This window comes from Bradyrhizobium sp. STM 3843 (genome assembly GCF_000239815.1).
Lineage (GTDB): Bacteria > Pseudomonadota > Alphaproteobacteria > Rhizobiales > Xanthobacteraceae > Bradyrhizobium.
On sequence record NZ_CAFK01000313.1, the window covers coordinates 1 to 24,199 of the forward strand.

A 24,199-nucleotide genomic window follows, 5' to 3' on the forward strand; every position below is an offset into this window, starting at 1 on the left:
CGATGGACGCAGCAGGTTGCAGCACGCTTTTAGCGGCGGACGAACAATCCTGGTGCGGACGTGAAGTCGCGTGGTCCTGATACCCCGACGCTGGTGTCAAGTTTGCGAGGATGCTGCTCGACATTGCTTCGCAATGCGAGGGCATCGCGCGGATGACGGTGGCCAACAAGCCCGGTGCACCGAGGAGAGCGCGTATAAGCGTTAAAACCGTCGCGCAGGGAAGGCCGGGATGCCTCGGCCAAACCTGTGGTTCCTGCCGCCTGCATTTCTTTCGCAGGCGGGCCATGGGGGCGGCAAGCTCCCGGCCTTCCCTGCGCCCTCGATCTTCCAAGAGGGCGGCGCTATCAGCAAAGCTCGGGCACGAGGTGTCGCGAGGCCGCGGTCGCGCACCCCATCAGTTGTTTGACATGTGAATCAGAACGGGCCCGCACCGATCACTTCGGCCGCATTGCTTTGCCGCGCTACTCCGGCTTCGGCTCGCCGTCGTCCCTGGGCCGCTGGTCGTCGGTCCGCGCTGTTCCGGTGGCGTGATCGTCGGTGCTGCCGCCGCCGGTTCCGAGGCTGCCGACGTTGGCGCCCGGACTGTCCAGGGGACGCGTGCCGCCGGGCTGCAGGCCAGATCGGATGCCGGACGATCCCGTTGATTTCGGTCCCGTGCCGCTGTTCGTCATCTTGATCGCTCCATGTGAATGGCAACGACGAGATGACGGCAGCCGTTCCCGACGCGGCCTGCACGGTGCCGCACACACCTGACGGGCGGCGCACAGATCGTCGGGGAGAACGACGGCAAGGAAACTCAGGCCGGGCGCACCCCAAGCGGGGTTCGCGAGGCGCCTACGGCTTCTTGCCGAAACGGTCCGAATATTCGGCCAGCACGAGAACGCCGCCGAGGCCCGCCGCCGACAGCAGCGCGTCGATCCGCACCGCCTGCCCCGACAGGCCGAGATCGTCGTGGGCGACGCCGGAGAGCCACCAGGCGGCGACCCCGGCGGCCAGGACGAACAGAGCTAAGGGAAGGGTCTTGCGCATGGCCGCCACTATGCAGAGTTGCCGCATTTGCGCAACCCTTGACAGCGGCGCGACAGCGCGCTGAAGCGCCGCTCGCACAGGTTCCTCTGGGACTCTCATCGAGGCCGCCGGGGGCTGCCGGAAAGTCCCCCTCATGCGCCAACGTCCTTCCTCCCGCCTCCTGGTCATCGATCCTGACAAAAGACTGCTGCTGTTCAAGTTCGTCCATTTGGCCGGCGCGCTGGTCGGACAGCAATTCTGGGCGACGCCGGGCGGCGGGCTTGATCCGGGCGAGAGCTATGAAGCGGCGGCCTGCCGGGAGATGTTCGAAGAGACGGGACTCCGCATCGATCATCTGGGCCCGCAGATCGCACAGCGCTCGCTCACCTTCACGATGGTCGATGGCGAGGAGGTCAGCTCGGACGAGCGCTGCTTCCTCGTGAGAGTCGCGCGCGCCGGCATCTCGTCGATGCACTGGACCGAGCTGGAGCGCGCCGCCATCGCCGAGCACCGCTGGTGGGCGCAAGCCGAGCTCGCTGCATCCGCCGACCAGATCTACCCCGAAGATCTCACTGATATGCTGCGGCGCGCAGAGATCTGGTAAGGCGCGCCGGTCCTCACAGCCTGCCGCCGGCCAGCGCCGGAGTGCGCGGCCGGCCGATGTCGTCGAGCGCCTTCGGCATTGGCGAGACCGGGAAGACCGCATTGATCTGGCCGGTGCCCGACGATGGAAAGAACGGCGTCAGCACCTCGACGCCGCGGTCGTAATGGTTCCAGCCGAGCGCACCGAGCAGCATCGCGGTGTCGTGCATGAAGCCTTCGCCATGCCCCTTGCTGGCATATTCCGGCAGCATGTCGCAGAAATCGGCCCACTCGCCATGCTCCCACATCTGGATCACCTCGTGATCGAGGCGCTCCAGGAACGGACTGAACATCTTGTCGCGATAGTCGTCCGCGGTGCCGTTCTGCGCGAAGCGATGGCTGAGCGAGCCCGAGGCGAAGAAGGCCACCGTGCCGTCGTAATGATCCTCGACGGCGCGGCGGAACGCCCAGCCGAGCTTGGCGCTTTCCCAAAGATAATGCGAGGTGCAGAGCGCTGACACCGACACCACCTTGAAGTGGCGGTCGGGGTTCATGTAGCGCATTGGCACCAGCGTGCCGTACTCCAGCGCAAGCGAGGTCGCCGCATGCGCCATGGTGACGACCCCCTCCGCATTGGCCTCTTCTGCGAGGAGTTGGCCGAGCTCCGGGTTGCCGTCATAGGCGTAGGTCATGTTGGCGATGAAGTGCGGCAGCTCGTTCGAGGTGTAGAGGCCTTCAAAATGCGGTGCGCAATTGATGTGGTAGCCCGCATTGACCAGCCAATGGGTGTCGAACACCAGGATGGTATCGACACCGGCCTCGCGGCAGCGCCGCCCGATCTCGATATGGCCGTCGATCGCGGATTGCCGCTTGCCTTTGGCCGGGCCGTCCAGCTCGCTGAGATACATCGAGGGCACATGGGTGATCTTCGCAGCCAGTGCGAGCTTGCCCATCGGTCAAATCCTCCCGTCCTGTTCATTCTCCGAAAGGAGGCGGCCTGTTCAGCCTCCCGCAGCGGTGTTTCGGACAGGATAGCGGCCCTCCCCGTCAGCGCAAGACGGTTCCGCCGTGGTTACCAGCCCCGATAGTATCGTGGCCCCTGCCACGGATCCTGCTCATGCCACTGGTTCTGATATCGTCCTTGCCAGGCAAAGGCCGCGCGCGGGTTGATGCCGCAATCATCGTCGGTGCCCGAAGCCGCGGCCCGGCACTGCTGAAAATTGCGGAACTGGCAGTTGCCCGGATAGCCCCACCTGCGCCCCTGCAAACAGTACGGATAATCATGAGCAGAAGCCACGTCCGGCAGCAGCGCCATCAGGGCCAATCCGCCGGCAACAAGTCCGCGAACACACGACGTCGTCATCAGGAAAACTCCTCACTACGCTTCGGCGTGCTTGCTGAGCGAGCTGTCGCGGCACCGCCGCTGGCTTGGCCCAAGCAAACGCGCCTCAATAAGTGAGAGGTGATAGCGACGCGGCGCAGCAAAACTATGGTGCGATCTGGCTATTGCGCTACGGGCGTAATAGCCACACCCGGGCGAAGCCCGGATGCGGCCGGTCGGATGAGATGCTCACGCGGCCTTGATGTCGATCTTCTTGGCGGCCTGGGCCGCTTCCGGCTTCTTCGGCAGCGTGACCTTCAAGACGCCCTGCTTGAACACCGCCTCGATCTTGTCGGTGTCGACCCCGTCCGGGATCTGGAAGGTGCGCTCGAAGGAGCCGAAATTGCGCTCGCGCAGGTAATAGTCCTTCTTCTTCTCCTCTTTCTCTTCCTGCTTCTCGCCCTTGATCGAGAGCACGCCATTCGCGACCTTGACGTCGACATTCTTCTCGTCGAGCCCCGGCAGCTCGGCGGTCACCTCATAGGCGTTATCATGCTCGGCGACATCGACGGCCGGCGCGACCGCAAACCTTGCGCGTACCGCGCTGGGAAAATTCTCGAACAGCGACGGTGTACGCCAGAAGCCGGTGTTGAAGTCCTCGAACACGCGATCGATCTCGCGACGCAAATTGTCGAACGGCCACCGTCCCTGCATGGACGGAGCGGACGCTTTGTCGGCGGTGACAGGCACTTTCGTTGTTTCAGCCATGACATTCTCCCGGTTTCAACGCGCGAGTGAGCCGCCGGCGCCGCAGATGTCCTTCCGCTTTGCGCTGCAAGGCCGACCGGCATGCCGCTCCTTCGCGCCCGGGAAAAGGTACCGGGCGCCGCAGCCGTTCCTATTGATCGCGATCAAACTTTGACCGGACTACCCCATCACGTGACGGACCGCCGCGCGGGTCAGAAAGCGCAGCTTTTCGTTGAGCGGGAAGCGGCCGAAATTGGTCTTGACGGTTCCGAGCGTAAACGCGGTCTTCTTGGAATAGTCGATCTTGACCACCACGATCACCGGCCGTCCGGTGCTCGCGATCTCCTTGGCCTGCGCGATCGCGCCCGCGATCGCCGCATTGTCGTTCATCGGCACGTAGGCCGCGCCGGTGGCGAGCGCCACGCCTTCGATATTGAGCTTGCCGAGCTTCGTGCACGGCTTCCGGCCATAGGGGATCGCTTGTGCCTGCGCGATCTGCGCCAGCTCACCGTCATTGAAGACGTAATAGATGATGCCAAGACCATTGCTCGCCGCGGTCAGGATTTCCATGCAGGTCATGGTGAAGGCGCCGTCGCCGACGATCGCCTGCACGCTGCGATCGGGGCATGCCAGCTTGGCACCGATTGCAGCCGGCACGGCGTAGCCCATGCAGTTGAAATCGGTTGGTAGGATCACGCTCTTGGGCGCGTGGATCGGCATCAGCTCGGCGGTGAGGAAGGTGTGGTTGCCGTCATCGATCGCGAGGATGCCATTGTCAGGCGTCTGCCGGCGCAGCTCGTCGAAGAACCGCGCGGGGTTCACGAGCCCCGCCGTGTCGTGCCGGTACCAGGTCGCGCGATAGGCGGCCTTGTCGTTGGCGATCTGCTCGCGGAGGGCGCTGTTGGTCGCGCGGCGCGCACCTTTCGTCTCGAGCACCGCAAGCAGCTCCCGCAGCACGGCCGCGGCATCGCCGACCAGGCCGACCTTGGCCGGGAAATTTGCGCCAACCGCCGCGGGATTGATATCGACATGGATCAGATTGTCAGGGACCGTGACGCCATAGCTGCCGGTGGCGATCTCGGCAAAGCGGGTGCCGATCCCGATCAGACAGTTGCACTCCTTGAATGCGTTTTGCGCCGCTGGCACCGCCGAAGCCCCGAAGCCGAACCCGACATGCAGTGGGTGGTTGCCGGGAAAGACCGACAGGCCCTGCAGCGTGGTAGCAACCGGCGCCTGCAGCCATTCGGCCAACTTCATAAGCTCGGCGGTGGCATTGCGCGCACCCCAGCCGGCGAAGATGCAGGGCCGCTTGGCCGTCGAGAGCAGCTCGGCGGCTTGGGCAATCTGCGTCGCCGCTTGCGGCGCGGGCGGCGGAGCCGGCTTGAACTGCGGCAGCTCGGGTACTTCATCCGTCAGCAACAGGATATTGACCGGCAACTCGACGAATACCGGCCCCGGTTCGCCTGAGGTTGCGATCCGATAGGCCTCGAACAAGGTCGGTACCACGTCCTCGTGGCGCGTCACATGGAATGTCGCCTTGGTGAGGCCCCCCATGAACTTATGCGTGTCCATCTGGTGCAGCTGATAACGATGGCCGCTGTCGGTGCGCGGCCCGCCGGTGATCACCAGCATCGGAACGCCGTCGAGAAAGGCCTCACCGATGCCGCTGGCGGCATGGGTCAGGCCGGCGGCCGGAACCACCGTCAGCACGCCGATGGAATCGGACAGGCGGCTCACCGCGTCCGCCATGAAGGAAGCGCCGCCCTCATGGGTCACCAGGACCTGCGTAATGCGGTTGGAGTTGTTCAGGGCATCGTAGAGCTCGGTCGTGTGCACGCCGGGAATGCCAAAGGTGAAACGCGCCCCGATCTGCTCCAGCGCATAGGCCGTGAGCCAGGCTCCCGTTCTCTTCATGTCGTTTCCTCACCCGTTCAAGAATTCTGCTTTGCCGTTGATCGATGCCGCCGCGAGCCGCCCCGACAGGATGCAGCCGCCGAGAAAGGTGCCCTCGAGCGCGCGCAAGCCATGCATGCCGCCGCCGCCGAAGCCCGCGGCCTCGCCAACCGCATAAAGTCCCGCGATGGGCTGGCCTGCCGCGTCGAGCACCCTGCTCTGCAGATCAGTCCTGATGCCGCCGAGACTCTTGCGGCTGATGATGAATTCGCGCACCGCAATCAGCGGCATCGCGCGCTTGTCCTCGATCGGTTGGAATTTGCAGAGGCGGATGCGGTCGCCGCGGTAGAGCCGCAGGCTCGCAATGCGGCGAAGCTGCTCGTCATTCATCAGGCTGGCGCCCCGCGCGATCGTCGCATCGTAGGATCTGACCGCATCCGTCACCGCCGCGAGCGACACCGCCTCGTCGCCCTGCAGCGCATTCATCTTGTCGACCAGTTCGGGCAGGCTCCATGCGGTGACAAAATCCGGGCACCGCCCGGTCAGCTCATCGACCAGCCAGCGATTGCCGAGCAGGATGTCGCGCAAGAAGCCGAGCCGGTTCTTCTCGCGGATCGACGGATTGAACTCGGCGCCTGAGACCGCGAGCTCCTTCAGCGCGATGGTGCGGTTCATAAGCTGCCACGAATACGGCCGCGCCTCGCGGCAGATGTCGGTGACCAGCCGCCGCGTATCGAAGCCCGATACCATCGGCTGCGGACCGATCCGCCTGCCCTGCCAGTTCAGCCACAGTGCCGAGCGCGGCGGCACCAGCGAAAGCCCATGGTTCGGCTTGCGCGGCCGCGGATGATGGACCCCGGCGGCATAATTCCACATCCGGTCGAGATGCGTGACGACACCGCCGGCCGCCATGCTCGCATCATGCAGCCGGCCGTCTGCAAAGCGGTGCGAACCGTTGAGCAGGATTTCAGGCGGGCGGCCCCAGTCGCGATGCCAGTTCTGCCGGACACGACCGAGGTCGCCGTTGATGCCACCTGCGGCGACGACGACCTGCTCGGCACGGGCCGCAAACGGCGTGCCGTTCTTTTCGTCGACGCCTTCGGCGCCGACCACGCGGCCGGCTTCGACGGTCAGCCGCTCGACGCGCCGGTTGAAACGCAGGGTCAGGCGGCCGGCATTGACGTGATTGCGCAAGGCGCCGATCAGCGCGTCCGCAATGCCCTTCCCCGTCCCCCAAGCAATGTGAAACCGGGGTACAGAATTTCCGGGTTGGAATTCGCCACGCTCAACCCAGTTCACCACGGGAAGAAAGCTGACGCCGAAGCCGCGCACCCAACGATAGACGTCGCGCGTGGTGCGGTTCACATAGGCCTGCGCCCAGGCCCGCGGCCATTGGTCGTCCGGATCGAACTCCGCGAAGCTTTGCCAGTCGCGCCACGCCAGCTCTGTGCTGTCGCGGATGCCTTGCCGGCGCTGCACGGGGGAATCGACGAAGAACATGCCGCCAAAGCTTTCGCGGGCAAGCCCTCCGAACACGGCCTCTTCGTCTCGATCGACGAGCAGCACCGAGCACCCGCCATCGAGCAGATCGAGCGCGGTGGCAATGCCCGCAATGCCGCCGCCGATGATCAGGATATCGCTGCGCTCTGCGTCCATTAGGCTCGCCGCTTCCACAGACTGAAGGTGGATTGAACTGAACCTTGCCCGCCGGCGCAAATCAACCGCGACCTCTCGATGCACCTCAAGGCTTGCGCGTCCGATCGCGCCATCCGAAAGCGCTGTCGAAATGGTAAACCGCCCGTAAATGCACACCGCGCCGATGCGGGTTCCGCGTGGCAGCAGAAACGGCTTAGTTTCTAATAACTTACGGTTCCTTCATGGCCCGCCGCGCCAGCGCGGCAGAGCACCGCGGCCGCAAATGCGCGCCTCAACAAATTCCTCGGCGTAAAACGCTTAACACATTTTCCAGCCACAGCCGCCAAGGTGACGGTCCGACCCCACTGACCACCACAGGTTCTATGACCGTGACATCCTTCGGGCACGTGATTTCGGTGCGAGGCTCTCAGGCCCGCGTCGGCATCCTGGCGGCCAAGCAGCTGAGCGTCTCCGAGATCCGCGCCACGGTCGGACGCTTCATCAGTATCCGTGCCCCGCACGCCACGATCGTAGCCCTCATCACCGAGGTGTCCAGCGAAGCGGTCGCGGACTCGCAAACCTACGTCGCCACCGCATCGGTTGACCTCCTGGGCGAGATCCTGGGCCCCGCTGAACGTCCTAAATTCCAGCGCGGCGTGACGCATTATCCGACCATCGGCGATGCCGTGGAGATGATCACCAGCCAGGAGCTGCGCACCATCTACACGCCGACCGGCGGCGACCAGATCGACATCGGTGCACTGCAACAGGATCCGTCCGTACGCGCCTACGTCAATGTCGAGGAAATGCTGTCCAAGCACTTCGCCGTGCTCGGTTCGACCGGTGTCGGTAAATCGACAGGCGTGTCGCTGCTCCTGAACGAGATCCTGAAAGCGCGTCCCAATCTGCGCATCTTCCTGCTCGACGTGCACAACGAATATGGCCGCTGCTTCGGCGACCGCGCGCTGGTGCTCAACCCGCGCAATCTCAAGCTGCCGTTCTGGCTGTTCAATTTCGAGGAGATCGTCGACGTCCTGTTCGGCGGCCGTCCCGGCGTGCCCGAGGAGCTCGATATCCTGGCGGAGGTCATCCCGCTCGCCAAGGGTGTCTACACCCAGTACCAGAGCACGGATCGGATCGGATTGAAACGCGCCGATCCGAAAATGGTCGGCTACACCGTCGATACGCCCGTGCCCTATCGGCTGGTCGATCTGATCAATCAGATCGATGAGCGCATGGGCAAGCTCGAGAACCGCTCCTCGCGCATCATCTACCACAAGCTGATCTCGCGCATCGAGACCGTACGCAACGATCCGCGCTACGCCTTCATGTTCGACAACGCCAATGTCGGCGGCGACACCATGGCGGAGGTGATCAGCCATCTGTTCCGCCTGCCGGCCAACGGCCGGCCGATGACCGTGATGCAGCTCGCGGGCTTCCCCGCCGAGGTTGTCGACTCCGTGGTGTCGGTGTTGTGCCGCATGGCTTTCGACTTCGGCCTGTGGAGCGATGGCGTGTCGCCGCTGCTCTTCATCTGCGAAGAGGCGCACCGTTATGCCGCCGCCGACCGTTCGATCGGCTTCGGGCCCACCCGCAAGGCGGTGTCACGCATCGCCAAGGAAGGCCGCAAATACGGCGTCTATCTCGGCCTTGTCACCCAGCGTCCGGCCGAGCTCGATGCCACCATCATCTCCCAGTGCAACACGCTGTTCACGATGCGGCTCGCCAACGAGCGCGACCAGTCGCTGTTGCGTTCGGCGGTCTCCGACGCCGCCGCCAACCTGTTGTCGTTCGTGCCGTCGCTCGGCACCCGCGAGGTGCTGGCATTCGGCGAAGGCGTCGCGCTACCGACCCGATTGCGCTTCAAGGAAGTGCCGCCGCATCAGATGCCGCGCAGCGAAGCGACCATCGCGACCGTTCCGTCGATCAACGCCGGCCACGACATGCACTTCGTCAGCGCGGTGCTCGAGCGCTGGCGTGGTGCCACCTCGAGCCGCGACGCGCAGGGCGATTCCGTCAGCTCCGACCGGAGCGCCGGACTTTCGATGCCGCTCGATGCGCCTCTGCTGCAACCGTCGATGGGGCTCGACCCGGATCGCTTCTCGCTGTTGAAGAAGCCGCTGCGCTGAGCCGGTCGCAGGCATCAAACTCAAGCTGACGCCAGGGCGGACTGTTTCGCGGGCTTGGCGTCTCCCGTGTGTCGGGACGACAGAAGGCGCGCCGCCAACGAGGCGCCGCAGCCTGTGATGAGCGCAATCGCCAAGGCCCACATCGTATGCAATCCGCGCCCGATCAGCGCGCCACTGACCAGCGGTGCCGCGATGTTGGCGATCGACATCAGCGACTGGTTCAATCCCATGATCATGCCTTGGCGCTCGATCGCCGCACTGCGTGACAGTTCCGCAGTCAGCGTGCTGCGCGCGATCATGCTGCCGGCGATGATTAGGGTCAGGCACAAGGCAAGAAGACCGAGCGTGCTCGCAAAGGCGAGCCCAACAGATCCCGCCGCCATGCCGCCGAACGCCAGGATGATGATGGTCCGGTCCAATGCGAACATATTGACCCGGGTGATCAAGAAGCTCTGGACGACCATGTTGATGAAGCCGGCATAGGCGAACACGCAACCAAGCTCGCGTGCGCCGAAGGGATGACCATCCCAGCTGAAACGCGCCGACAGGAACAGGCCGATCTGCGAGATGAACATCGCATTCGCAAGGAAGAACACCACCAACAACCCGAGCAGCCGCCATGCATGGCGCAGGCCGAGCAGGGTCCGTGTGGTCCGCCGCTCCGGAAGCCGCGGCACGCAGACATTCTCCGAGGTCGGCTGATCGGCCGGCAGCAGCAGCCACGTCGCAGCGATGCTGAGCATCGACAACATCGCCGCGGCCCAGACCGGCGCTGCATGTCCAAGGGGGACCAGCAACCCCGACACCGCAGGTCCGATCAACAAGCCCGTCCCGATGGCACCGCTCGTCATGCCGAGCGCCTGTTTGCGGGCGGAGGGCGAACTGTGCTCGGCCGCATAAGCGTGGGCCACCGAGATGTTTCCGGAGGTCAGGCCGTCGATGATCCGAGCCAGGAACACGAGTGTGAGATTGTTGGCGAGCGCCAGCAGCACGAGGCCGGCAAAGGTTCCAAGCTGGCTGGCAAGGAGTACATTCCGACGACCATAGCGGTCGGACAGCATGCCGACGATCGGTCCGGCCACCAACTGGCAAACTGCATAGACCGATACCAGAGCGCCGATCATGAAAGGCGTGGCGCCGAGCCCCTGCGCGTAAAACGGCAATAACGGCAGGATGATGCCGAGCGCGGTAGCGTCCACCACCACGACAATGACGGTCGGAACCAGCGCCAGCGGGCCGGCGTGCATCGCACCGGTGCCGTCCCGTCCTGCCCTGACCGTCGAATCAGGATCCATTCGCTGCTGCCTTTGCATATCATTATTGCTCGCTCATATAAGTTGCATCCTAAAGGTTTGTATCCTATCTATTTTGCATGGCTCCTTCGCACACGACCATTCAGGCGGAACTCGGCCTTCTCATCGCGCGCATCGCGCGGCTGTGGCGGCGTGAGGCTGACCAGGCCTTGGCCGATCACGGCCTGTCGCAAGCCACATCGCATCCGCTGCGCGTGCTGTCGCGCCGCGGCAAATGCGCCCGGCAAGGCGTGCTCGCCGAGGAGATCGGGATCGAGGGCCCGTCTCTCGTGCGCCTGATCGACCTCTTGCAGGCGGAAGGCCTGGTGGAGCGCCGCGAAGATCCGACCGACCGGCGGGCCAAGACGTTGCATTTGACCGGCGAGGGCGAAGCCAAGGCGGAGGAGATCAACCGGGTGCTACGGCGCGTCCGCGCCCAGCTCCTGAAAGATATCTCGCCCGAGGACCTCGCCGTCACCTACGACGTTCTGCAACGCATCGAGCAGCGCGCGATGCACCTGCACGAGACTGCTGCGCCTTCGGATGCGAGCTAGCCATGAGCCAGACCCGGATCTCTCCGGTCCGCGGCGCGGACCTCATTTTTGCTTTGAAGACATTTGGTGCGGCGACGCTCGCTCTGGTGATCGCGCTGTGGATCGACCTGCCGCGCCCCTATTGGGCCATGGCCACCGTCTACATCACCTCGCAACCGCTCGCCGGCGCCACCAGCTCGAAGGCGCTGTATCGCGTGCTGGGAACCATCACCGGCGCGGCGGCCTCGGTGGCGCTCATCCCCAATCTCGTCAACGCGCCGGAACTGCTCTGCCTTGCAGTTGCACTCTGGACCGGCCTCTGCCTCTATCTGTCTCTGCTCGACCGCACGCCGCGCAGCTATTTGTTCATGCTCGCCGGCTACACGCTGGCGCTGATCGGCTTCCCGGCCGTGACCGATCCTGCCAGCATCTTCGATACCGCGGTCGCGCGCACCGAGGAGATCACGCTCGGCATCATCTGCGCGACCCTGGTCTCCACCCTGGTGCTGCCGCGAAGCGTGGCGCCGGTGGTCGGTGCCAAGGTGGAAGGCTGGCTTGCTCAAGCCAGGCGCCTGAGCCGTGACGTGCTGCTCGGCGGCGGCGCTAGGACCGAAGATCAAGTGAACCGCCTGCACCTCGCCGTTGAAGCGCTCGAAATCGATACGCTGGCCACTCACCTCGCATTCGACCGGCTCGCCGATCACAATGCGGTGCGCGGGTTGCGCGCACTGCGGCTGCATATGCTGCTGCTGTTGCCCCTGCTCGGCTCGGTCCGCGACCGGCTCGCCGCGCTGGACGACCGCATCCGCCCCGAACTCGCCGAACTGCTGCAACGGCTGGCACGATGGGTGATGGCCGAGAGCGAGGATCGGGAGCCCGTCAGCGCTCTTCATTCGGCAATCAGTGCGTTGCGACCGGCCCTGGATGCGAACACATCCTGGGACCAGATCATGACCGCCAGCCTGCTGATCAGGCTGCGCGAGCTGATCGACATCTCCGAGGATTGCCGCGCGCTGAACACAGCGATCGCAGCCGACGCCGACAGCTCGCAGGTTGCCCTCACCTTCCGCACTGAAGAAGGCATCGAGCCGGCGCGGCATCGCGATCATGGGTTGGCGCTGTGGTCGGCGGCCGGCGTCATCGTCGCGATCCTGGTCAGCTGTGCGTTCTGGATCGGTACCGGCTGGGTCGACGGTGCCTCCGCGCCGATGATGGCGGCGGTCGCCTGCTCATTTTTCGCCGCGCAGGACGATCCCGCTCCAAGCATCCGCAATTTCGCGATCTGGTCGCTGGTCGCGATCATCGTCGTTGCGGTCTACCTGTTTGCGATCATCCCGGCGATCTCCAACATCGAAATGCTGATCGCCGCGCTGGCTCCCGCCTTCATCCTGTTCGGCATCCTGATCGCCCACCCGAGCACGACGCCGATCGGCATGGCGCTCGGCGCCAACGGCGCGACCCTGCTGGCGCTGCAATCGACCTACAATGCCGATTTCGAAAGCTATGCCAATTCGGCGCTGGCCTTCATGATCGGTATGGCGGCGGCCATCGTGCTGACACGCTTGGTCCGATCGGCTCGCGCCGAGTGGATTGCGCAACGCCTGCTGCAGACGAATTGGACGAACCTGGCCGAGACCGCGGAGCGGCGCGGCCACAATGATCGTGCCACCTTCGTCGGCCTCATGCTGGATCGGCTTGGTCTCTTGGCGCAGCGCTTTGCCGCTATCCCCGAAGCCGACCGCTCCGAACTCGCCGGCTTGAGCCAGCTGCGTGTCGGGCTGAACATCATCGACATCAGGCGCGCCCGGCACGGCCTGGCGACACCGACCTTGAGCGCCATCGATGCGATGCTGGACCGGCTGGCGGCGGCCTGCCGCAACCGTGCCGCCGTGCCGATGCCGCCCGATCTCCTGGCCTGCATCGACAATGCCATGACCAGAGCCCTCGACGAGCCACCTGCCCGGCCCAAGGAGGATGCGCTGATCGGGCTCGTCGGCATCCGCGCCGCGCTGTTCCCGGAGGCGCCGCCCTATGATGCTCATGCAGACCATCCGCGGAGCCTGGTCGCATGAGATACGACATCGACATCGCGGGCGTCCTCATCCCGGCGCTGCTGCTCTGGCTGCTGATTGCTTATGCGGCCTCCAGCCTCTTGCACGCCGGTCTCCGCCGCATCGGATTTTATCGGTTGGTGTGGCATCCCGCGCTGTTCGATTTCGCCGTCTTCATCTGCCTTCTGGGAGGCGTTGTTTATCTGTCTTCGGAGTATCTGTCGTGAGAAGCACATTCGGCTTGCTTGGGCGCATCGCTGTCACTGCGGTCGCAGTCGCCGCGGCCATTCTGGTCGGGACCTATCTTTGGGGCTACTACATGAAGGCGCCATGGACGCGGGACGGCCGCGTGCGCGCTGATGTCGTCCAGATCGCGCCCGATGTGTCCGGCTTCGTGACCGATGTCCTGGTCCATGACAATCAGCCCGTGCATCGCGGCGACGTCATCTTCCGCATCGACCAGGCGCGCTTCGCCTTGGCGCTCCAACAAGCCGACGCGGCCGTCGCCGGGCGGCTCGCGAGCCTGAACGAGGCGAATGCGGATTTGAAGCGCTATCGCTCCCTCACCACCGAGGCGGTCTCGCAGCAGAAGCAGGAACAGGTGCTGGCGACGCAGCAGCAGGCGCAGGCCGCCTATGATCAGGCGCTCGCCGACCAGGCAGTGGCCAAGCTCAATCTCGAGCGCAGCGAGGTGTATGCCCCCGTCAATGGCACCATCACCAACATGGATCTCCGGCCCGGCACCTATGTCAGCGCCGGCAAGGGCGTGATGGCGCTGGTCGACACCGATACGCTGCACGTCGAGGGCTATTTCGAGGAGACCAAGCTGTCGCGCATCCGCGTCGGTGCGCCGGTCAAGATCTGGCTGATGGGCACGCATCAGGAGCTGACCGGGCACGTGCAGAGCATCGCCGCCGGCATCGAGGATCGCGATCGCGCCGAGGGCGCAAGCCTGCTCGCCAACGTCAATCCGACCTTCAACTGGGTTCGCCTCGCCCAGCGCGTTCCCGTGCGGGTCGCGCTCGATCACGTTCCTGATGGCGCCGAGCTCGTCGCCGGCCGCTCGGCGACCGTGGAGGTCGTGAACTAGCCGGCTGCAGCTTGCGGCCTCTTGCCGATGCACTATGGTCGGACGGTCAGACACGCCAGCCGGACCACGCCCATGACACAGCCCGCCATCAGCCGCTTTCCTGTCCCTCCCATCGACGCGCTGCCGGAGGACATTCGCGCGCGCCTGCTGGCCGTGCAGGAGAAGTCGGGCTTCGTGCCCAACGTGTTCCTCGTTCTGGCGCACCGGCCGGACGAATTCCGCGCCTTCTTCGCCTATCACGACGCGCTGATGGAAAAAGACGGCGGACTGACCAAGGCCGAGCGCGAGATGATCGTGGTGGCGACATCGGCCGCCAACCAGTGCCAATATTGCGTGATCGCCCATGGCGCGATCCTGCGCATCCGCGCCAAGAACCCGCTGATCGCTGATCAGGTCGCGATCAACTATCGCAAGGCCGACATCACGCCGCGGCAGAAGGCGATGCTGGATTTCGCGATGAAAGTGGCGCTGGAAGCCAACACCGTCGGTGATCCCGACTTCGCGGCGCTGGCAAGCCACGGCTTCAGCGAAGGCGACATTTGGGACATCGCGGCGATCGCTGCCTTCTTCGCGCTATCGAACCGCATGGCCAACGTCACGGCCATGCGCCCGAATGACGAGTTCTATCTGATGGGACGCCTGCCGAAGCAGGCATAGCTCTCGAACTCAACCGTCCGCATGCGGACCGCACCAGCCGGGCAGATAGACGGCGTCGTTCCCCTTCGCGAACTCGAGCGCTCGTTCCATCGCCACCGAGAAATGGTCGTCCGCGGTTTTGCGCGAGATCTTCCGCCGCAAGAAATCCGCCCATAGGAATTCGCTGAACGGCGTGGTGTCCTTGGCGAAGCCGCCGGCGCGGCGCAACTCGCCGGCCAAGCTGCGGAACGGATCATCCTTGAGGTCGGCGACCGTTTTCGGCAGATCCTTGAAATGTCGGCGCTCACCCTTGGCGTCGTAGGGATAGACCCACCGCTTGTTGTCCATCACGCCCCAGAAGGCATCGCGATCGACCATGGTGAGGTCGCCGATGATGGTGACCAGCACGTCCTTGACGCCTTCGTCGTGCAGCGCTCGCGCCAGATGGTGATGATCTACCACATAGTAGCGCTCATCGGGCCCGAACACGACCGGGATCATGTGCTGGCCGAGCAGCTCCGCCCGCTTCTTATCCGATTTGTGCTCGCGCCAGCGCTTGCGTTTCTCCTTCACCTCGCGCATCCCAACCGTCATCTGAGTCGGGCGCAGCGCCAGGATCGGCACCGGATGCAGGATCGGCTCGCGGGTGTTCGCCATGCTTGAATCTCCGGTAATTGAGTATCAATTTTGTCCACCGATTCATGCAATTATGCCACGGTGATACGGGCACTCAAGCGTCATACACGAGCTGGCGTCGGATCAAGCGGACTTACGAATTGAAACAAGTTGCAGGCGAACACAACGACTGGATGGCGAAGGGGCGCGTCGTTCGCCTGGGCGGGCGCGAGATCATCACCGAGGGATTGAATCTCAATTTCTGGGACGACATCAGCCACCGCTGCATGACCGCATCCTGGCCCGCTTTCATCAGCGGAGCTGCGCTGGTGTTTCTCGCTTTCAACGCCTTCTTCGCCGCGTTCTATTGGCTGGGCGATCAGCCAATCTCGAACGTGCCCGGCGGCGCCTATATCGATTATTTCTACTTCAGCATCGAGACGCTCTCGACGGCCGGCTATGGCGACATGCATCCGCAGACGCATTACGGCCACTTCATCGCAACGATCGAGCTGTTCACCGGCATCTTCTCGATGTCGGTGATGACCGGGCTCATCTTCGCCCGGTTCTCCCGGCCGCAGGCGCGGCTGCTGTTTGCCAATCAGCTGGTGATCTCCAACCATGAAGGCGCGCCGACGCTGATGGTTCGCCTCGCCAATGAACGGCAGAACCTGATCGGCAACGCCAGCGCCAGACTGTGGCTGTTCAAGAACGTCGTCACGGCCGAGGGCATGCCGTTCCGCCGGTTCGTCGAGCTGCCGCTGTTGCGCAGCGAGAGCCCGGCCCTGGCACTGAGCTGGACGCTCCATCACGTCATCGACGAGACCAGCCCATTGCACGGCATGACCATGGCCGATTTCGAAGCCGTCAATCTGTCGTTGTCCGTGGTGGTGACGGGCTATGATGTCGTTGCGGCGCAAGCGGTGCACGCGCGCAAGTCCTACGATCATCCGGACATCCGCTTTGGCCATCGATATGCCGATATTCTGGATGCCACGAATCCAGACGGACGCGTTCGGGTCGATTACGGCCGGTTCCACGAAACGGTCGAAATCTGATGATCGAGGAACACATCCGAAGGTCGAAGTGGTGAGATCATGCACGCCTGCCCTGCTAAAGTTTTTTGCTGAGACGCGGCGGCCGCGTGCTAGAAGTGAGCATCGGAGTCGAAGGCCATGAAGACCCAGCGCCCTATTGCAGCCGAGGACGAGCATCGCGTGGTGCCCTTCCGGCCGCGTAGCGCGCCCATCCGCCGGGTGGTCGAGGGCGGTGGTCCGCCAGTGCCGCTGCCGCGACGCGAGCCCCCGCACCCAGATCCGCTGGATCTGTCGCGTTATGAGCGGCCCCGCCAAGAAACCGATGATTTCCGCCACAGGATTCTCGCCAATATCGCGGCCTTCGCCTTCACGGTGGCGCTGACGGCGATCGGCATCTGGCTTGCGATGAGCATCGCAGACCTGCGGAAGACCCAGGATTGCGTTCTGACCGGCCGGCGTGATTGCGCCCGCATTCTCACGGAGCCTTACACGCCCTGATGGTGCCGTGATCACAGGCGAAATCGGCCGAACCCGACATCCCAAGGCGGGCGCGCGCCGCCTACCCTACCTCCATTGAACTCACGGCGGCGCTCCGATATACGGGCACTCGACTCCCGGGCGACGGGGGTTCTCGGGCTCGTACCAGGACACGCCGCCAAGCGGTGTCCAGCCGTCGCGCCGCATCGGATTTGTCTCCAATATATCAAAGGCTTAGTGATGTCCTCAACATTCGATCAGGTCGCCACGATCATCGCTGAAACCTGCGACATCCCGCGCGACACGATCACGCCGGACAGTCATGCCATCGACGATCTGGGCATCGACAGTCTCGATTTCCTCGACATCGCCTTTGCGATCGACAAGGCCTTTGGCATCAAGCTGCCGCTGGAAAAATGGACGCAGGAAGTCAACGACGGTAAGGCCAGCACTGAACAGTATTTCGTGCTGAAGAACCTTTGCGCCCGTATTGACGAACTGGTCGCAGCAAAGGGCGCCTGATCGCCCGCCATGCAGATCGAATATTTCAAACTCATCGACCGCATCGTCGACCTCAAGGTCGGCGAGAAGACCATCGTTGTCGAGGCGCAGGTTCCGACCGAGAACACCATCTTCGAGGGGCATTTTCCTGGCTATCCGATCATGCCCGGTGTGCTCCTGATTGAATCGATGGCGCAGACCTCCGGCTGGCTGCTGCTCGCGCTGATGAATTTCGAACGCATGCCGTTCTTGGCTGCCGTCAAGGAGGCCAAGATGCGCGGCTTCGTCACGCCCGGCGAGGTGCTGAGCGTCGAGGCCAACGTACTGCACGAAGGCTCCGGCTACGCCATCACCGAGGCTCGGGTGAAGGTCGCGGGCAAGCTTCGCTCCAACGCGACCCTCACCTTCAGTCACATTCCCTTCCCCAATCCCGAGCTGCGCGGACACATGGATGCCGAAGCCAAGCGCATCGGCTTTCCGCAACAGGCCCTTTCCCATGACTGAGACGACATCTGCGACGCCGGAACCAGTCGAAGTCTGGATCACCGGCATTGGGCTTGCGACTTCGCTCGGCGAAGGGCTGGATGCGAACTGGGAGGCGCTCAACGCCGGCCGCATCAATGTCGACGAGAAGGGCTTTGCGCCCTACGTGATCCACCCCTGGGCGCCGGTGAATCTGGAGACGCAGATCCCCAAGAAGGAACAGCGTCAGATGGAGGCTTGGCAGCGCATCGGCACCTACGCCGCCGGTCTTGCGCTCGACTCGGCCGGGCTCAAAGGCAACAAGGAGATCCTGTCGCGCATGGACATGATCGTCGCCGCCGGCGGCGGCGAGCGCGACATCTCCGTCGATACCGCGATCCTCAACGCCGAGGCTCAGGGCAACTGCACGCCGGGCTTCCTCAACGATCGGCTGATGAGCGACCTGCGTCCGACCCTGTTCCTGGCGCAATTGTCGAACCTGCTCGCCGGCAATATCGCCATCTCCCACGGTGTCTGCGGCACCTCGCGCACCTTCATGGGCGAAGAGGTCTCGAGCGTCGACGCCGCGCGCATCGCGCTGGCGCGGATCGCCGGCGGCCAGAGCGAGATCGCGCTGGTCGGCGGCTCGCATAATGGCGAGCGCAAGGACCTGCTCGTCCTCTACGAGTTCGGCGACTACAATCTGAAGCACAAGTTCGCCCCGGTCTGGGCGCGTCAGGAGCATCCGGGCTTTGCGCTCGGCTCCGCCGGCGCCTTCCTGGTGATCGAATCAAAAGCGCATGCGCTGGCGCGCGGCGCCAAGCCGCTGGCCCGCTTGACGCGCGTTGTCGCCGATCGCGCACAGCGCAAGCAGCCGGGCGCGGTCACTGCAACGCTCGAAACCTTGTGGTCGGCGGTCGGCGTGCATGAGGGCGGTGGCGCCATCATCACCGGCGCGACCGGCGCAGAGCCTGTCACGTCGGAGGAGCGCGCCTTCCTTGAACGGCACCGGGATTTCGCGGTGCGGTCGAGCGGCACGCGCTTCGGCCACACGATGGAGACGCAGTTTGCGCTCGGGCTCGCGCTCGCGGCGCTCTCGATCGCGCGCGGCGCGCTGTTTCCGCCGGGCGATTCCAGCGGGGTCGAGGTTGAAACCAAGCAGGCGCCGACCCAGATTGTGGTGGTTGGGGCCGGCCATTACCGCGGCGAAGGCATGGCCTTGGTCGAAGCGGTCAACTAACCGACGCAACGCGACGGGATTGGCGACGGGATTTGACGACGGGGGACATCATGACTGCGACACGCGACAAGTTTGGACGCCCCATCGTCGTCGTCACCGGCATGGGGGTTGTGACCTCGCTCGGCGCCGGCAAGACCGACAATTGGGCCAAGCTGGTCGCCGGCGAATCCGGCATCCGCACCATCACGCGGTTTCCGATCGACGGCCTCAAGACGACCATGGCCGGTACGGTGGATTTCGTCCCCGTCACGCCCTTCACCTCGACCGGGCTTGCCGAGCGGCTGGCCCACCTCGCGGTCGAGGAAGCGATCACGCAATCCGGCGTCGGCCGTAAGGGTGATTTTCCGGGTCCCCTCTTCCTGGCCGTGGCGCCAGTGGAGATCGAGTGGCCGCAGCGCCTCGAACTCGCGCACGCGGTCGGCGGCACCGAATTCAGCTATGACGACCTGCTCGGCGTCTGCGGCGGCGGCAAATTCCTGCCCTATCATCACCGCTTCCAATTCGGCTCGGTCGCCGATTATCTCACCGAGACCTTCGGCACCAAGGGCTCGCCGATCTCGCTGTCGACGGCCTGCGCTTCCGGCGCCACCGCGATCCAGCTCGGCGTCGAGGCGATCCGTCGCGGCGAGACCGACGTCGCGCTGTGCACGGCGACTGAAGGCTCGGTCAATCCGGAAGGCCTGGTGCGCTTCTCGCTGCTCTCGGCGCTGTCGACCCAGAACGAGCCGCCGCAGGCCGCCTCGAAACCGTTCTCGAAGAATCGCGACGGCTTCGTGATGGCCGAAGGCGCCGGCGCGCTGGTGCTGGAGAGCTATGATGCTGCGGTTGCCCGCGGCGCCAATATCCTCGGCGTCATCGCCGGCTGCGGCGAGCTCACCGACTCGTTCCATCGCACCCGCTCCTCGCCCGACGGCAAGCCGATCATCGGCTGCATCCGCAAGGCGCTGGCTGATGCCGGGATGGCGCCGGAGCAGATCGACCACATCAATGCGCACGGCACCGCGACGCCCGAGAACGACAAGATGGAATATGTCGGAGTCTCCGCCGTGTTCGGCGAGCACACCGGCAAGATTCCGGTCTCCTCGAACAAGTCGATGGTCGGCCACACCATCTCGGCCGCCGGCGCCGTCGAAGCGATCTTCTCGCTGTTGACGCTCGAACATCAACGGATTCCGCCGACCATCAACTACGAAGTCCCGGATCCGGCGATCCTGTTCGACGTGGTCGGCAACAAGGCCCGCGATGCGCGCGTCACCGCCGTGATGTCGAACTCGTTCGGCTTCGGCGGCCAGAACGCCTCGCTGATCCTGACCCGCGAACCAGCCTGATCGGCATTCACCCGTCACGATGACCGCTCTGATCGCCCGGACCAAGGCCCGATTCCGCGAGGCCTCGAAATCGCTGGGCGCCTCCGCGGTCGGTGCGCTCACCGTCGGGATGTTGCGCACCACGCGCTATTTCGATCCGATCAAGACCGCCGATCTGTTCGCGCGGATTGCGCAACTGATCGGGCCGCGATTGCGCGAGCATCGGATCGGCCGCACCAATCTCGTCGCGGCCTTCCCGGAGAAATCGCCGGACGAGATCGACGCGATTCTCGCCGGGGTCTGGGATAATCTCGGTCGCGTCGGCGCCGAATTCGCTCATCTCGACAAGATCTGGGACTATAGCGAAGCGCACCCGGAGACGAGCCGGATCGAGCTGTCGCCGCGCACCTACGAGCTGTTTCACCAGCTCAGGCTCGACGGCAAGCCGGGGCTGATCTTCGCGAGCCACCTCGCCAATTGGGAGATGCCCGCGCTCGCTGCCGTCGCCCATGGGCTCGACGCCGCGATCCTCTATCGCAAGCCGAACATCGCTTCCGCCGACCGCATCATCCAGGAGATGCGTCAGGTGAAGATGGGCACCCTGATCCCGGCCGGCCGCGACGCGCCGCTGCGACTCGGGGAGGCGCTCAGGAACGGCCAGCACGTCGCGATGCTGGTCGACCAGTATATGGGGAATGGCGTCGAGGTCACCTTCTTCGGCCGCAAGACCCGCGCCAATCCGACGCTGGCTCGCCTGCTCCGTCAGGTCGAGTGCCCGGTGCACGGCGTGCGCATCATCCGCCTGCCGGACCACCGCTTCCGCGCCGAGCTCTCGGAAGAAGTGAAGCCGGTACGCGATGCCAACGGCCAGATCGAGATCCAGGGCACCATGCAGGCGGTCACCTCGGTGATCGAGGGCTGGATTCGCGAATATCCAGAGCAATGGCTCTGGCTGCATCGCCGCTGGCGGTAAGCCAAGCGGGAATATTCCTTCGCAAGGAAGATGTGCGGCAGCATCCAATGCTCCGCAAGCGCCGTTTCACGCAAGAAATCAGTTACGCCGTGTGCCAACCCTCGCTACCGTAGCGCCACGTCGCCGCAAGTCGACGCCAAGCCGTCATTGCGGACGTTCGGACAAACAGCACCCCGGCACGCGTTCGGGGATCAGGAGGAGGACACGCACGCATGTTTTCGCACGTCATGATCGGCACCAACGACCTGGACAAGGCCAAGACATTCTATGATACGCTGCTCGGCACGCTCGGCGTAAGGCCAGCCAGGCTCGACGGCCATCGCATTTTCTACATCACGCGCAGCGGCGTCTTCGCCGTATCCAAACCGATCAATGGCGAGGCAGCCACACCGGCCAATGGCGGCACGATCGGCTTTGCCTGCGATTCCCAGGAACAGGTCGATGCCTGGCACACGACCGGCGTCGCCGCCGGCGGCACCTCCTGCGAAGAGCCGCCCGGCGTGCGTGAAGGCTCCACGGGCAAGCTCTATTTGGCCTATTTGCGCGATCTCGACGGCAACAAGCTCTGCGCCATGCACCGGATGGGCTGATCCAAGTACTTGCCAAGGACCAGGTCGCCCGTGGATACGGGCGACCGTCTCGCAGGATACACGCCTATTGCGCGCAAGTCCGATCAATCAACCCCCCAGCGGACGCATTCGAATGCGTCCGGGTTCGATAACAGAGAAATGCCCTGCCCAGTCTTGCCGCGACAAAAGCAAGTCCGCAAGCCTCTGCCCCGCCTGATCGGCAGGCGGCATTGGAATGCGGAACAACACGACGCCGCAATGCGGCGGCAGAGAGGAGTTCTTGGCGAGTTCGCCGAAATCCTTATCGAACGTCAGAAGAACCCGACCGTCACGAACGGCCATCGACAACACGTCTTGGTCTGAGCTTCCAGGGCAGTTGTTCCGATCCAGACGACATCGCAGCCGGCTTTCTCAAGCGCGAGCACGGCGGCGCGAGGAAAGTTCTCATTGGCGAGAAAGCAAACGGTCAAGCAGCGCTCGGATAGACCTTTTCCGCCCCCAGAATGTCACGTGCATAGGCGAGGCAGGCAATGAGGTCCTCATGCGACAGCCCGGGATAGTTGGCAAGGATGTCGCCTTCGTTCCACCCATCGGCCATCAATCCGATGACGAACTCGACCGAAAGGCGCGTCCCGCGGACAACCGGCTTGCCCGCCAGGACGTCTGGAGAAAGCGTAATGCGAGGGTGCTCGGTCATGATCGACCTCCGGATGGTCCCTTCATATTACATGACATCCGGCGCTAAGGCTATGCGTCGCCTTACCGCCCGGTCTTCACCCGGGTCCAAAGCCGGTTGATGATGCGCTGGGTGGCCGGATCGCGCGCGGTGATGTCGAACAGTTTCGAAAGTGTCGCCTCGTCCGGATAGATGTTCTTGTCGCTGAGGATCTTCGGATCGATCAGCTTCTGGCTCGCCAGATTGCCATTTGCGTAGGACAGAAAATCCGAATTCTTGGCGGCGACCTCGGGTCGGTAGAGATAGTTGATCAGCTCATAGGCTTCCGCGACATGCTGGGCATCGGCGGGGATCGCGAGATTATCGAAGAACAGCTGCGCGCCCTCTTTCGGGATCGTGTAGCCGATCTCGATGCCGTTGTTGGCCTCGGCCGCACGGCTGCGCGCCTGCATGACATCGCCCGAATAACCAACCACAAGACAGATCTCGCCGGTCGCAAGCGCGCTCAGATATTCCGATGAGTGAAACTTGCGAATGTAGGGCGCAATCTTGCTAATGAGATCGGCCGCCTTCTCGAGGTCCGCCTGATTGGTCGAGTTGGGATTGAGCTTCAGATAGTTGAGTGCCGCCGGGAAGACATCGTCGGCGGCATCCACCACGTGAATGCCGCAATCCTTGAACTTGGAGAGATTTTCCGGCTTGAAGACAATATCCCAGCTATCGATCTTGGCGTCGGGACCGAGGATCTTCTGCACGGTCTTCACATTATAGCCGATGCCCGTGGTGCCCCACATGTAATTGGCGGCGTAGAGGTTGCCGGGATCATAGGTGGCGAGATGCTGCACCACGAACGGCCAGGCATTGGCGAGGTTCGGCAGCTTCGACTTGTCGAGCTTCTGGAAGACCTTCGCCTTGATCTGCCGCTGCAGGAAATAGGCGGTTGGGACCACGACGTCGTAGCCGGATTTGCCCGCAAGCAGCCGGGTCTCCAGCGTCTCATTGGCATCGAACGTGTCGTAGACCACCTTGATGCCGGTCTCCTTGGTGAAGTCCTCCAGGACTCCCGGCGCCATGTAGTTCGACCAGTTGTAGAAATTGACCACCCGCTCTTCGGCGCGCGACGGCGACGCGAGGAGCATCAGCGCGGCGGCAACGAGGACAAGCGAAATCGGGTTGCGGCCGCGGATCATATCATCAATCCTCTAGCGTCGATGAATCGCGTCGGAGAGGCGCTCGAGCGCGGTGTCGATGGTCGCGTCCTTCTTGGCGAAGCAGAAGCGCACCACCGAGGTCACCGGATTCTGCTCATAAAAAGCGGAGACCGGGATCGCGGCGACTTTGTAGTCCTTGACGATGCGCCAGCAGAACGCCTCGTCGGTCTCGTTCAGCCCGAGCGGCGAGAGGTCGACGGTGAGGAAATAGGTG

General features: G+C 64.0%; 27 protein-coding genes and 1 pseudogene. 15 read left to right on the forward strand and 13 right to left on the reverse strand.

The window, feature by feature from the left end:
• Nucleotides 1–461: 461 nt before the first annotated feature.
• Complete coding sequence (locus BRAS3843_RS33535; protein WP_008973674.1) at nucleotides 462–671, reverse strand: hypothetical protein; 210 nt, start codon at nucleotides 669–671, stop codon at nucleotides 462–464.
• A gap of 163 nt (nucleotides 672–834) precedes the next feature.
• Nucleotides 835–1,029, reverse strand: a complete 195-nt coding sequence (locus BRAS3843_RS33540; protein ID WP_008973675.1) for a hypothetical protein — start codon at nucleotides 1,027–1,029, stop codon at nucleotides 835–837.
• A gap of 133 nt (nucleotides 1,030–1,162) precedes the next feature.
• Between BRAS3843_RS33540 and BRAS3843_RS33545 the strand changes: the two genes are divergently transcribed.
• Nucleotides 1,163–1,612: an NUDIX domain-containing protein gene (locus BRAS3843_RS33545; protein ID WP_008973676.1), complete on the forward strand. Its 450-nt coding sequence runs from the start codon at nucleotides 1,163–1,165 to the stop codon at nucleotides 1,610–1,612.
• Between the two features lie 13 nt (nucleotides 1,613–1,625).
• On the opposite strand, the gene hpaD is transcribed toward BRAS3843_RS33545, so the two are convergent.
• The 5 genes from hpaD to BRAS3843_RS33570 all read right to left on the reverse strand — a co-directional run bounded on the left by hpaD (nucleotide 1,626) and on the right by BRAS3843_RS33570 (nucleotide 7,207).
• Nucleotides 1,626–2,543: a 3,4-dihydroxyphenylacetate 2,3-dioxygenase gene (gene hpaD, locus BRAS3843_RS33550; protein ID WP_008973677.1), complete on the reverse strand. Its 918-nt coding sequence runs from the start codon at nucleotides 2,541–2,543 to the stop codon at nucleotides 1,626–1,628.
• Between the two features lie 119 nt (nucleotides 2,544–2,662).
• Nucleotides 2,663–2,905, reverse strand: coding sequence for a DUF3551 domain-containing protein (locus tag BRAS3843_RS33555; protein WP_244425538.1), 243 nt, complete (start codon nucleotides 2,903–2,905; stop codon nucleotides 2,663–2,665).
• A gap of 255 nt (nucleotides 2,906–3,160) precedes the next feature.
• Entirely contained in the window at nucleotides 3,161–3,679 is a 519-nt protein-coding gene (locus BRAS3843_RS33560; protein ID WP_008973679.1) for an Hsp20/alpha crystallin family protein, read from the reverse strand.
• Between the two features lie 159 nt (nucleotides 3,680–3,838).
• Complete coding sequence (locus tag BRAS3843_RS33565; protein WP_008973680.1) at nucleotides 3,839–5,572, reverse strand: thiamine pyrophosphate-binding protein; 1,734 nt, start codon at nucleotides 5,570–5,572, stop codon at nucleotides 3,839–3,841.
• 9 nt (nucleotides 5,573–5,581) lie between these two features.
• Nucleotides 5,582–7,207: an FAD-binding dehydrogenase gene (locus BRAS3843_RS33570; protein WP_008973681.1), complete on the reverse strand. Its 1,626-nt coding sequence runs from the start codon at nucleotides 7,205–7,207 to the stop codon at nucleotides 5,582–5,584.
• A 362-nt stretch (nucleotides 7,208–7,569) separates the two neighbouring features.
• On the opposite strand from BRAS3843_RS33570, the gene BRAS3843_RS33575 reads away from it, so the two are divergent.
• Nucleotides 7,570–9,315, forward strand: coding sequence for an ATP-binding protein (locus BRAS3843_RS33575; RefSeq protein ID WP_008973682.1), 1,746 nt, complete (start codon nucleotides 7,570–7,572; stop codon nucleotides 9,313–9,315).
• Nucleotides 9,316–9,335: 20 nt separating this feature from the next.
• Here BRAS3843_RS33575 and BRAS3843_RS33580 read toward each other — a convergent pair whose 3' ends face one another.
• On the reverse strand, nucleotides 9,336–10,610 hold the full coding sequence (locus BRAS3843_RS33580) for an MFS transporter (RefSeq protein WP_008973683.1): 1,275 nt from the start codon (nucleotides 10,608–10,610) through the stop codon (nucleotides 9,336–9,338).
• A gap of 77 nt (nucleotides 10,611–10,687) precedes the next feature.
• On the opposite strand from BRAS3843_RS33580, the gene BRAS3843_RS33585 reads away from it, so the two are divergent.
• The 5 genes from BRAS3843_RS33585 to BRAS3843_RS33605 all read left to right on the forward strand — a co-directional run bounded on the left by BRAS3843_RS33585 (nucleotide 10,688) and on the right by BRAS3843_RS33605 (nucleotide 14,938).
• Complete coding sequence (locus BRAS3843_RS33585; RefSeq protein ID WP_008973684.1) at nucleotides 10,688–11,161, forward strand: MarR family transcriptional regulator; 474 nt, start codon at nucleotides 10,688–10,690, stop codon at nucleotides 11,159–11,161.
• Nucleotides 11,162–11,163: 2 nt separating this feature from the next.
• Nucleotides 11,164–13,212, forward strand: coding sequence for an FUSC family protein (locus BRAS3843_RS33590; RefSeq protein ID WP_008973685.1), 2,049 nt, complete (start codon nucleotides 11,164–11,166; stop codon nucleotides 13,210–13,212).
• A complete protein-coding gene (locus tag BRAS3843_RS33595) occupies nucleotides 13,209–13,418 on the forward strand; it encodes a DUF1656 domain-containing protein (protein ID WP_008973686.1) in 210 nt (69 codons plus the stop codon). Before BRAS3843_RS33590 ends, BRAS3843_RS33595 begins: the two co-directional genes overlap by 4 nt.
• Nucleotides 13,415–14,281, forward strand: coding sequence for an HlyD family secretion protein (locus BRAS3843_RS33600; protein ID WP_008973687.1), 867 nt, complete (start codon nucleotides 13,415–13,417; stop codon nucleotides 14,279–14,281). The genes BRAS3843_RS33595 and BRAS3843_RS33600 overlap by 4 nt, the downstream gene beginning before the upstream one ends.
• Before the next feature lie 72 nt (nucleotides 14,282–14,353).
• Nucleotides 14,354–14,938, forward strand: a complete 585-nt coding sequence (locus tag BRAS3843_RS33605; RefSeq protein ID WP_008973688.1) for a peroxidase-related enzyme — start codon at nucleotides 14,354–14,356, stop codon at nucleotides 14,936–14,938.
• Between the two features lie 9 nt (nucleotides 14,939–14,947).
• On the opposite strand, the gene BRAS3843_RS33610 is transcribed toward BRAS3843_RS33605, so the two are convergent.
• Nucleotides 14,948–15,574, reverse strand: a complete 627-nt coding sequence (locus BRAS3843_RS33610; RefSeq protein ID WP_008973689.1) for a ParB-like protein — start codon at nucleotides 15,572–15,574, stop codon at nucleotides 14,948–14,950.
• A 119-nt stretch (nucleotides 15,575–15,693) separates the two neighbouring features.
• Here BRAS3843_RS33610 and BRAS3843_RS33615 point away from each other — a divergent pair, with 119 nt between their 5' ends.
• The 8 genes from BRAS3843_RS33615 (at nucleotide 15,694) to BRAS3843_RS33650 (ending at nucleotide 22,119) form a co-directional block, all read left to right on the forward strand.
• Nucleotides 15,694–16,590 (forward strand): ion channel, encoded by an 897-nt coding sequence (locus BRAS3843_RS33615; protein WP_244425539.1) that lies wholly within the window; start codon nucleotides 15,694–15,696, stop codon nucleotides 16,588–16,590.
• Between the two features lie 117 nt (nucleotides 16,591–16,707).
• Nucleotides 16,708–17,067 (forward strand): hypothetical protein, encoded by a 360-nt coding sequence (locus tag BRAS3843_RS33620; protein ID WP_008973691.1) that lies wholly within the window; start codon nucleotides 16,708–16,710, stop codon nucleotides 17,065–17,067.
• Nucleotides 17,068–17,286: 219 nt separating this feature from the next.
• Nucleotides 17,287–17,568, forward strand: a complete 282-nt coding sequence (locus BRAS3843_RS33625; RefSeq protein WP_006609130.1) for an acyl carrier protein — start codon at nucleotides 17,287–17,289, stop codon at nucleotides 17,566–17,568.
• A gap of 9 nt (nucleotides 17,569–17,577) precedes the next feature.
• Nucleotides 17,578–18,051 (forward strand): 3-hydroxyacyl-ACP dehydratase FabZ family protein, encoded by a 474-nt coding sequence (locus tag BRAS3843_RS33630; protein WP_008973692.1) that lies wholly within the window; start codon nucleotides 17,578–17,580, stop codon nucleotides 18,049–18,051.
• On the forward strand, nucleotides 18,044–19,249 hold the full coding sequence (locus BRAS3843_RS33635; RefSeq protein WP_008973693.1) for a beta-ketoacyl-ACP synthase: 1,206 nt from the start codon (nucleotides 18,044–18,046) through the stop codon (nucleotides 19,247–19,249). Before BRAS3843_RS33630 ends, BRAS3843_RS33635 begins: the two co-directional genes overlap by 8 nt.
• 50 nt (nucleotides 19,250–19,299) lie before the next feature.
• Nucleotides 19,300–20,577, forward strand: a complete 1,278-nt coding sequence (locus tag BRAS3843_RS33640; RefSeq protein WP_008973694.1) for a beta-ketoacyl-ACP synthase — start codon at nucleotides 19,300–19,302, stop codon at nucleotides 20,575–20,577.
• A 19-nt stretch (nucleotides 20,578–20,596) separates the two neighbouring features.
• A complete protein-coding gene (locus tag BRAS3843_RS33645; protein ID WP_008973695.1) occupies nucleotides 20,597–21,529 on the forward strand; it encodes a lipid A biosynthesis lauroyl acyltransferase in 933 nt (310 codons plus the stop codon).
• Nucleotides 21,530–21,741: 212 nt separating this feature from the next.
• Entirely contained in the window at nucleotides 21,742–22,119 is a 378-nt protein-coding gene (locus BRAS3843_RS33650; RefSeq protein WP_008973696.1) for a VOC family protein, read from the forward strand.
• An 87-nt stretch (nucleotides 22,120–22,206) separates the two neighbouring features.
• On the opposite strand, the gene BRAS3843_RS41850 is transcribed toward BRAS3843_RS33650, so the two are convergent.
• From BRAS3843_RS41850 to BRAS3843_RS33670, 4 genes and pseudogenes are all read right to left on the reverse strand, one after another.
• Nucleotides 22,207–22,440 carry a DUF5615 family PIN-like protein gene (locus BRAS3843_RS41850; RefSeq protein WP_201768883.1) on the reverse strand — a complete coding sequence of 78 codons (234 nt, stop codon included), beginning with the start codon at nucleotides 22,438–22,440 and terminating at the stop codon, nucleotides 22,207–22,209.
• Nucleotides 22,441–22,564: 124 nt separating this feature from the next.
• A complete protein-coding gene (locus BRAS3843_RS33660; RefSeq protein WP_008973698.1) occupies nucleotides 22,565–22,795 on the reverse strand; it encodes a DUF433 domain-containing protein in 231 nt (76 codons plus the stop codon).
• Between the two features lie 62 nt (nucleotides 22,796–22,857).
• Nucleotides 22,858–23,913, reverse strand: a complete 1,056-nt coding sequence (locus tag BRAS3843_RS33665; RefSeq protein WP_244425540.1) for a polyamine ABC transporter substrate-binding protein — start codon at nucleotides 23,911–23,913, stop codon at nucleotides 22,858–22,860.
• Between the two features lie 63 nt (nucleotides 23,914–23,976).
• Nucleotides 23,977–24,199: pseudogene (locus BRAS3843_RS33670) on the reverse strand (aminotransferase class I/II-fold pyridoxal phosphate-dependent enzyme); the annotation flags it as partial.

Bases quoted from the DNA above. Each gene is read 5' to 3' on its own strand.
- BRAS3843_RS33645 (WP_008973695.1), top strand. From the start codon at position 20,597: ATGACCGCTCTGATCGCCCGGACCAAGGCCCGATTCCGCGAGGCCTCG.
- BRAS3843_RS33625 (WP_006609130.1), top strand. From the start codon at position 17,287: ATGTCCTCAACATTCGATCAGGTCGCCACGATCATCGCTGAAACCTGC.
- BRAS3843_RS33555 (WP_244425538.1), bottom strand. From the start codon at position 2,905: ATGGCGCTGCTGCCGGACGTGGCTTCTGCTCATGATTATCCGTACTGT.
- BRAS3843_RS33640 (WP_008973694.1), top strand. From the start codon at position 19,300: ATGACTGCGACACGCGACAAGTTTGGACGCCCCATCGTCGTCGTCACC.
- BRAS3843_RS41850 (WP_201768883.1), bottom strand. From the start codon at position 22,440: ATGGCCGTTCGTGACGGTCGGGTTCTTCTGACGTTCGATAAGGATTTC.
- BRAS3843_RS33665 (WP_244425540.1), bottom strand. From the start codon at position 23,913: ATGCTCCTCGCGTCGCCGTCGCGCGCCGAAGAGCGGGTGGTCAATTTC.
- BRAS3843_RS33620 (WP_008973691.1), top strand. From the start codon at position 16,708: ATGAAGACCCAGCGCCCTATTGCAGCCGAGGACGAGCATCGCGTGGTG.
- BRAS3843_RS33605 (WP_008973688.1), top strand. From the start codon at position 14,354: ATGACACAGCCCGCCATCAGCCGCTTTCCTGTCCCTCCCATCGACGCG.
- BRAS3843_RS33635 (WP_008973693.1), top strand. From the start codon at position 18,044: ATGACTGAGACGACATCTGCGACGCCGGAACCAGTCGAAGTCTGGATC.
- BRAS3843_RS33540 (WP_008973675.1), bottom strand. From the start codon at position 1,029: ATGCGCAAGACCCTTCCCTTAGCTCTGTTCGTCCTGGCCGCCGGGGTC.
- BRAS3843_RS33565 (WP_008973680.1), bottom strand. From the start codon at position 5,572: ATGAAGAGAACGGGAGCCTGGCTCACGGCCTATGCGCTGGAGCAGATC.
- BRAS3843_RS33575 (WP_008973682.1), top strand. From the start codon at position 7,570: ATGACCGTGACATCCTTCGGGCACGTGATTTCGGTGCGAGGCTCTCAG.
- hpaD (WP_008973677.1), bottom strand. From the start codon at position 2,543: ATGGGCAAGCTCGCACTGGCTGCGAAGATCACCCATGTGCCCTCGATG.
- BRAS3843_RS33650 (WP_008973696.1), top strand. From the start codon at position 21,742: ATGTTTTCGCACGTCATGATCGGCACCAACGACCTGGACAAGGCCAAG.
- BRAS3843_RS33590 (WP_008973685.1), top strand. From the start codon at position 11,164: ATGAGCCAGACCCGGATCTCTCCGGTCCGCGGCGCGGACCTCATTTTT.
- BRAS3843_RS33570 (WP_008973681.1), bottom strand. From the start codon at position 7,207: ATGGACGCAGAGCGCAGCGATATCCTGATCATCGGCGGCGGCATTGCG.
- BRAS3843_RS33580 (WP_008973683.1), bottom strand. From the start codon at position 10,610: ATGGATCCTGATTCGACGGTCAGGGCAGGACGGGACGGCACCGGTGCG.
- BRAS3843_RS33535 (WP_008973674.1), bottom strand. From the start codon at position 671: ATGACGAACAGCGGCACGGGACCGAAATCAACGGGATCGTCCGGCATC.
- BRAS3843_RS33560 (WP_008973679.1), bottom strand. From the start codon at position 3,679: ATGGCTGAAACAACGAAAGTGCCTGTCACCGCCGACAAAGCGTCCGCT.
- BRAS3843_RS33660 (WP_008973698.1), bottom strand. From the start codon at position 22,795: ATGACCGAGCACCCTCGCATTACGCTTTCTCCAGACGTCCTGGCGGGC.
- BRAS3843_RS33610 (WP_008973689.1), bottom strand. From the start codon at position 15,574: ATGGCGAACACCCGCGAGCCGATCCTGCATCCGGTGCCGATCCTGGCG.
- BRAS3843_RS33585 (WP_008973684.1), top strand. From the start codon at position 10,688: ATGGCTCCTTCGCACACGACCATTCAGGCGGAACTCGGCCTTCTCATC.
- BRAS3843_RS33545 (WP_008973676.1), top strand. From the start codon at position 1,163: ATGCGCCAACGTCCTTCCTCCCGCCTCCTGGTCATCGATCCTGACAAA.
- BRAS3843_RS33630 (WP_008973692.1), top strand. From the start codon at position 17,578: ATGCAGATCGAATATTTCAAACTCATCGACCGCATCGTCGACCTCAAG.
- BRAS3843_RS33595 (WP_008973686.1), top strand. From the start codon at position 13,209: ATGAGATACGACATCGACATCGCGGGCGTCCTCATCCCGGCGCTGCTG.